Source organism: Psychromonas hadalis ATCC BAA-638, from assembly GCF_000420245.1.
Taxonomy (GTDB): Bacteria; Pseudomonadota; Gammaproteobacteria; order Enterobacterales; family Psychromonadaceae; genus Psychromonas; species Psychromonas hadalis.
This window is the reverse complement of record NZ_ATUO01000177.1, coordinates 1-7,022: the sequence shown is the minus strand read 5'-3', so window position 1 is coordinate 7,022 and position 7,022 is coordinate 1. Positions and strand designations below refer to the sequence as shown.

The following is a 7,022-nucleotide window of genomic DNA, read 5'->3' as shown; positions in this document are numbered from 1 at the left end:
CTAAAAGTAAATTGGGAGAGGCTATTAGTTATAGCTTAAATCAATTTAAAAAATTCCAGCGTTATCTCGAAGATGGCAGGTTAAGCATTGATAATAATCGAGCAGAGCGTGCAGTGAAGCCCTTTGTGATAGGTCGTAAGGCTTGGCTATTTTCGTACACCAATACAGGTGCGAACGCGAGTGCAATTTTATATAGTTTGGTTGAAACAGCAAAAGCGAATGATCTTATTGTTCATGATTATATCGCAACCTGCTTGCAGCAGATTGCTGAAAACCCGAATGATATTGATGCGTTGCTACCATGGAATATTAAGCGTAGCTAGGTGCCATTACCCAGACGCTTACGATTAAACTTCAATTCTATATTTTTTTATCTTTAATTAACATTTAAATATGAGTGCGCTCACCATCTTCAGTTTTATGAACTAGTAACTGTTGTCCACGTTACAATTTACTTATTAATAGCTTGTAGTTAGTGGTCAAGGTTAGTGTGTGGACTAGTAAATTTGGCCATGTTTCTTTAGGCATCATTAGCAAAGCTAAGGCGGTTTGTGCCCAAACCGAGCTAGGAAGCTAAGTCGCAATCGCCCCGAAGCGCCCTAGAAAGCTAACTTGCAAACGCCCTCCAAGCGAGTTAGAAACTTATAAGTGAGAGGCTAATATTATTACGCCACAACAAAATAGAGCTAAAGCATGAATAAGTACCTCTTTGTGGAAAATGGGATCAAGCCTTGCCTCACAATTAGGCCAGATCAGTTTTAATCATTCAATCTAGGTAAGCCAAATTTCTCTCTTGTCTTTGCTACAGCTTTTTTAATGATTTCCAAGTTTTGATCAATCGATGGATAAACAAATTCTTCATTAATGCCAAACTGTTCACTGAGCACCTGCAGTATTGTTGCTTTCAATCCTTTGGTGATTTTATAGACTCTACGACCATGATAATTAGTCGACGATGATACAGTGTACATAAGTTGATCCATTGGAATTACATCACGGTGGTAAATAAATGCCCCCTTTTGATTGATAATACGCTCACCAAATCGAATATCATCCCCACTAATAATAGGCGTTACGGTTGAAAATCCATCTTTGCTAAGTGTGGTACAGAATTCTTTGAAGCACTGTTCTCGCTCTTCGTTAGTCATATGAGTACCGTCTTTGTTGAGCATATATCCGATAGAAGAACTTGGTCCTTGGCCAGCTAAACTCATCATCTTTTTTACTGTAGCGTATATATCAAACATATAAACACTACAGTCCTTGTCAGGCATCTCACAACAAGCAAAGAACAATGCAATCTTAGGGTCAAAGCTAAAGTCGATGAGATCAGTTGGCAAGCCGTAGTGCTGTGCTAAATATGCCACTGATTCAAAGGAAATCTCTTGCGAGCCAAGTGTTAGAAGGTTGTCGTAGAAATCATCTAGGATGTGGAATGATAGACTTTTGTATTCTTCCATATCAATTTCGGGTAGTTCCACCATTGAATTGAAGCCTACATCAACCTTACTCCAATTTAATTTTCGGCTAGTAATAAAGTAACGATAAAATGTAGATATGCAAACAAAATCATAATTCGCCATCCCACGGTAATAAAAATTATTGCTAAGACTTTCTTGGAAAAATAGTTTTTCAACCTGTTCCATTGAAGTCACATCAGTTTTATACCATTCACGATAATCGAATGTAGGAAATAGCATCTACGCACCAACACAAAGTAATTAAAATTAAAACAGCAATGATACAAGCTTTGGTTTTATATTGTTAAAGTTGAATTTAGATACTAAAACTCACCTAAGACAATAGCAACGTGTAAATTTTATACATATTTAAAGAGTCTGGGGGGACTTCAGGCAACTAATTTAGAGTAAAATTCGCCATTTTTCTAGGGCGCTATGTGCCCCTTTCCGACTTATACATACAAAATTTCATACAATATTAAAGACAAAATTTCATACAATATTAAAGACAAAAAACAGAAGGTATCACTTACAACGAAGTTGAGATAAGGTTTGAGGATCAGAGTAAACACTCGCAACTAACATATGCTCAGCCTCCATTGCATTTGGGTTGTATCTTGAAGGCTCAATAACTTCTGATATCTCTATATCTTGTAGATTTTGAGTGAATGGGTTTGGGTTATCTTCTGATTTTTTATTAGAAGTTGAGGAGTCTTCTTTTAGTGGAAGGTATAGATTTTTATAAGCTTCAACAAAATGTATGTTTTCTAAGCCCCTCCCCTTAATAACAGCGAGTTTAATTGCTTCTGACAAAAAGTGTTTTAACGCTCTATTCTGACCTTTACACACAGCAAAAAGAGCTACAGCAGTATGTTTATTTTCCAATTTAGGAGGAACATCAAAAGGCATATATTGGGCCAACCCCATCAAGTATTGGCGATAATATTTACTGTCTTTTTGCAGGCTAAAGTATTCCAGCTTTCTTCTCCTAACCAAGCGAGATGACCACTGTGGCTCTTCTGCTATCTGTTCCGCCCAAGGCATTCCTACCAAAACAATGGGAACTTGAGCCTCTTCACTAATATACTTAAGTTTATTGGCAATATTTTGGCGTTCCTTCTGACCTTTAAACTCTATGAGTTCCTGAAATTCATTAATAATAAGCAACTCAACCTGAGCACGCTTTAGGTTTTCCACAATTTTTTTAGTTAAATCAGTACTGTAACCTCGTTTTTTTCTTTGACTACTTCCAAACAGCTCTAAGTCTGCCAGCATCTGAATTAATGTTGCATCCACTCCCTTTCCAATTGCGATACGACTTACTAATATAGGGATAGTTTCACGACTGTAGTTCTGGCTAGCTAAAACTCTTTTTTTATAATGATTAATTAAGTGGCTTTTACCAACTCCTGTATCACCCGTTAATAACATACACTGCGGATCGGACTGAAACTTACGGTTTAGCCTTAATTCATCAAAATCGTCAAAAATAACTTTAACCAATGGGTGCATAACAATGCAGTCATTAAATTCTCTCAACTGTTCAATTTGAGCGTCATTTAAGCTGTTCATTCAAATGCCTCTAATTCTTCATCGTCATCCCAATTATCTAGGATAGTGTTCGTATTAGCAGTTTGCTTTTTCAGAGGCTGAGTGTTCTTTTCTCGCTCTTTTACACAAATAGTTCCATTACCTGTATTACTAATATCTGCTAGCTGCGCCTGTTTTTTCATAGCAGAAATTTTGCGCTTACTTTTTGCTGTATTAAGTAACTCTTGTTCCTGTTGTATACGACCATAAATGGCTATTCTGGCTTTAGCCAAACCTAATGGATCTTTACTCTCTCTAATTTCTTCACGGTTAATTTTTTTTATGGTTTTATGTTCGTGCAGGCTTAGTCCGTCAACATACCCTGAAGCATCTGTACAAGGAACTTCAAGGTAGCCCTCCAATTCTTCCAGATACACATGAATCTTGGATATATCATCAGGATCTATTTTAATAAGTTTCTTGATTGTTTGTTTGGTTTGTGGATATTTTTTTCGATAATCAGCAAGTGAGGTTGAGTCATACATCAACTCTTCAAATTTAAAGCCATTTCTAGTTAATGTTCGCTCATCAGTAATGTACATCAACACGTTAAAACGCTTTTCATCTTCAAGACTCAATTTTAACGGAGGGTAAACCTCAAACCCACTTTGCCACTGTTTGATTGGGATTCGTGTTTCACGCGAGTTACTCTCTTGATGATAAACATCAACAATCCAGCGCTGGAACTCTTCAACAAAGGTTGAAAAACGCATGATGGCATCTTTTTCTGGCTTATAATCCTCTTTTTCAAGAATATTTGAGAAGGTCTTCCCTGGCATTTCTGTTAAAAACAACTGGTTAATAACCCCAAAAAAACGTTCCACAAAGGGTTTTAACCAAGGCTTTCTCACTTGATTATATTGAATGTTAATTCCCGCTTCCTTACAGGCATGTTCCAAATTGTTAGACCAAAATTCGGCGCCATTATCAACAACTAAATTTTCTATTTTACCAAAACAGGGCCAATCGTTTTGCAACTTTATGCTCATATTGTCTAGTGATTTAGGCTTGGTTGCATGAACTATTGCTTTGGCGGCTGATACATAGGAAGGAGCTTTATAACTTAAATGGAACCCTAAAACGCAGCCACTAAATACATCAATTAACAATGTTAAATATGGCCGTCCTAGCGGCATTAATAACTCGTCATCTAGTAGGATGAGATCGAGAGGAGTGTGATCTATTTCAACCCGCTCTAAAATTCGAGTTGGCGGCTTATGTGATGAACAGTAAGCGAACCATTGGTCTGCCATAAATTTTCCATGCCGAGCAACTGCAACTTGATAAGGGGGCAGTGACTTTATTCTTTTGTTAAATGCTGTGTAGGAAATAATCGGGATTTTTCCAGCTACTATACTTTCATTCTCTATGATAATTAGGTCTTTATAATATTGATATGCGACACTGACATTCGGCCTTTTGGCATCTAAAAATCGACTCAACGCTTTTTCAAAAAACAGCTCATCACCTTTAATACGCTTGGTTCTATTTCCCATTTTGTGCTGCTTAGCAACAAGGGAGGCAATGTCACCATTGCTTTCAATATAACTCTTTCGCCAACGAACCACTGTGCGCCAATTTGGTCGGTTCTCTGTTCCCAACAGTTTATCTAAAATAGGATCTAAGTTCTTTTGCGTCCAGCCTCCTCTATTTTCTTTTTCAATTAAGCTTATCAATTTGTATTTATCAATCGCTTTCTCTTTCAAAAACTCAGGGAAGGTATCTAAATCTCTCTTAGCTAGCTTCGCATCATCTAACCTTACAAATTGGCTAGGTGTTTCCGGTTTTATGGGGATAATAGAACTATCAAACTCATCAATAAAATCCATCATTGCGGACTCCATAATGTTGGATTGCTTGTTAAATCCTCATTACTCAAATCAGCGATTAAATGCCCTTTATGGATTAAGTTATAAATAAGCGCACGGGACTCTCCAAGGCTTAAGCTAAATTGTTGAGCTATATCATTAAGCTTTACCTTCCCTAATAGTTGAATAGCATGTAACAGTTCAAACTGAATACTATTTACCTCGTAAACGCCTGAGTAACGATGTAACAGCTTAAGATTGTTCAAAATAGGGTTAATACGAATTTGCTTATCCGTTACCAATATAAGCTCAATACCTTGCTGTAGAGCAGCCTCTTTTCTGGCAGTAAACTTAGCGCGGAATAACGGTGAAGAAAGTGCATTGTACGGTTTATATTCGTGGAGTCTTTCTGATTTATCAATATAACGAACGAGGGTGTCTGGCGTGTATGGCAAGCTCTTGCCGTTAAAGTTATATTTATACCCTTCTGGCTGACTGCCGTAGCTTTCTATGGCGTCATTATATTCATTATGGAAGCAAGCATCGAACTCTAGTGCACTTTCACACATAATAGCTTCACCAACTTTTGCACTGGCAAACTTAAAGACATTTTTATTTGGTGAAGGCTTTCGTAAATCTCGTATATACATAGGATAAACCAAATTATTTGCTTGTATTGAGTGTAGTTCACACTAAAAATAATTCAATTTGTCACTGTATGGTTGTAATTTCACGCTAATTAATTGAATAAAAAAGAGAAGGCATTTTGTAAGTAAATTACAAAATGCCTTTTATGTCAGAATATGGTTTTAATTTGTCAGGGTATGGTTACTTTATGTCAGGCTATGGTTTCAGCGACAAAAACAATAAATTATAGTTTAAAATATCATTTTTCAGATGGTGGAATCGCTTGTTTTATATAAACATCAAAACGGTTTTTCTTGGTTTTAATGCTCATACTGGGTTTTTTATCATCAAGAAACGGCGCATAATCAGGGCGTTTAACCACCACACGATAACGGGCAGATTGTAAGGCAACATCCAATAAATTGTCAGCATCTAAATCTGCTCCAACAACCCCTTGAAAAATACGCATCTCTTTTTTGACTAGAGCTGATTTTTTTTTATGTGGAAACATCGGGTCAAGATACACCACATCGGTTTGATGTTTTTTTAGGTACTCAATGCTTGAACCAAAGTGTAGTAGCATCCGTTGTTGCATCCACTCTCCAATCTCCAAATTCAGGTAAGCGCGCTGCAGGCCATCATCAAGTAGTGCAGCTGCCACAGGTGATCGCTCAACTAAGGTGACATTGCATCCCAATGAGGCTAATACAAAAGCATCACGACCAAGACCCGCAGTGGCATCAATTACATCAATCTGCACACCCGCTTTTAGACCTATCGCTTTAGCAATCGCCTGACCTTTACCACCACCAAATTTACGGCGATGTGCCGTCGCACCAGACACAAAATCGACAAAAACCAACCCCTGCTTGGGATCGTCAACCTGCTCTAGTGCTAAATGCTCGGGGAGAAGGTGCAACCGAAAGTTTTCACTTTGCTGACGCACAAATCCCCACTTTTCTCGGAGTTTTTTAGCCGTAGCACTGAGCGCACTATCATTACAAACAAGTGGTATATTCATTATACTATTTACTCTGCACCTCTTAAAATTTGAGGTGTTTTATATAAAATAGAGTGTAAATGCTCAGGGCTAAGCCATTTATATCTAGTTCAAGGCGAAAAAACGGAGTTTAGTCGTTTAAATACTATTTATACCAATTACAGTAAATAGCTAATCTATTTTACTGGTTAAAATAACTCACTTCTGGGTTGTAAGTTTTGCAAAGGGAACAACCATTTACGTCAACTTACGCCTTAAATTTAGCTATTTTTCCTGCGCAAAATTTAGATCACATACTTAATGTAATCGGTATTACATCCTGTACTGCGCCCTACGGGTCACCCTATCGGTGCTCAAATTCATTCTCGATGAATTTGTGAGTATTTTCAACGAAGAAGTAGACTTAAATAGCAACGGCCTGAGTAGTTACCATTATTAATCCATACTATCAGAAAGTAGTGCCATCATGTCAATGGGCACAGGTTTTCCAAGATGATACCCCTGTGCGTAATCTACGCCAATCTCTTTTAATTTTTC

6 protein-coding genes are annotated in these 7,022 nt (G+C 37.4%); 1 reads left to right on the top strand and 5 read right to left on the bottom strand.

Going from position 1 to position 7,022, the window contains the following annotated elements:
- The coding region (locus G322_RS21120; RefSeq protein ID WP_022942672.1) for an IS66 family transposase at positions 1 to 323 on the top strand (323 nt) is incomplete at its 5' end.
- A 435-nt stretch (positions 324 to 758) separates the two neighbouring features.
- Here the strand turns inward: G322_RS21120 and G322_RS0116295 are convergent.
- The 5 genes from G322_RS0116295 to G322_RS0116275 all read right to left on the bottom strand — a co-directional run bounded on the left by G322_RS0116295 (position 759) and on the right by G322_RS0116275 (position 6,506).
- On the bottom strand, positions 759 to 1,700 hold the full coding sequence (locus G322_RS0116295) for an FRG domain-containing protein (RefSeq protein WP_022942786.1): 942 nt from the start codon (positions 1,698 to 1,700) through the stop codon (positions 759 to 761).
- Positions 1,701 to 1,985: 285 nt separating this feature from the next.
- On the bottom strand, positions 1,986 to 3,032 hold the full coding sequence (locus G322_RS0116290; RefSeq protein ID WP_022942785.1) for a TniB family NTP-binding protein: 1,047 nt from the start codon (positions 3,030 to 3,032) through the stop codon (positions 1,986 to 1,988).
- Positions 3,029 to 4,882 carry a Mu transposase C-terminal domain-containing protein gene (locus G322_RS0116285; protein ID WP_022942784.1) on the bottom strand — a complete coding sequence of 618 codons (1,854 nt, stop codon included), beginning with the start codon at positions 4,880 to 4,882 and terminating at the stop codon, positions 3,029 to 3,031. The genes G322_RS0116290 and G322_RS0116285 overlap by 4 nt, the downstream gene beginning before the upstream one ends.
- Positions 4,879 to 5,508 carry a TnsA endonuclease N-terminal domain-containing protein gene (locus G322_RS0116280; RefSeq protein ID WP_022942783.1) on the bottom strand — a complete coding sequence of 210 codons (630 nt, stop codon included), beginning with the start codon at positions 5,506 to 5,508 and terminating at the stop codon, positions 4,879 to 4,881. Before G322_RS0116280 ends, G322_RS0116285 begins: the two co-directional genes overlap by 4 nt.
- Before the next feature lie 236 nt (positions 5,509 to 5,744).
- Positions 5,745 to 6,506 carry a class I SAM-dependent methyltransferase gene (locus G322_RS0116275; RefSeq protein WP_022942782.1) on the bottom strand — a complete coding sequence of 254 codons (762 nt, stop codon included), beginning with the start codon at positions 6,504 to 6,506 and terminating at the stop codon, positions 5,745 to 5,747.
- Positions 6,507 to 7,022 lie beyond the last annotated feature (516 nt).

What these genes read in the sequence shown, in the direction of transcription:
- G322_RS0116295 (WP_022942786.1), bottom strand. Translation starts at nt 1,700, where the DNA reads ATGCTATTTCCTACATTCGATTATCGTGAATGGTATAAAACTGATGTG.
- G322_RS0116290 (WP_022942785.1), bottom strand. Translation starts at nt 3,032, where the DNA reads ATGAACAGCTTAAATGACGCTCAAATTGAACAGTTGAGAGAATTTAAT.
- G322_RS0116285 (WP_022942784.1), bottom strand. Translation starts at nt 4,882, where the DNA reads ATGATGGATTTTATTGATGAGTTTGATAGTTCTATTATCCCCATAAAA.
- G322_RS0116280 (WP_022942783.1), bottom strand. Translation starts at nt 5,508, where the DNA reads ATGTATATACGAGATTTACGAAAGCCTTCACCAAATAAAAATGTCTTT.
- G322_RS0116275 (WP_022942782.1), bottom strand. Translation starts at nt 6,506, where the DNA reads ATGAATATACCACTTGTTTGTAATGATAGTGCGCTCAGTGCTACGGCT.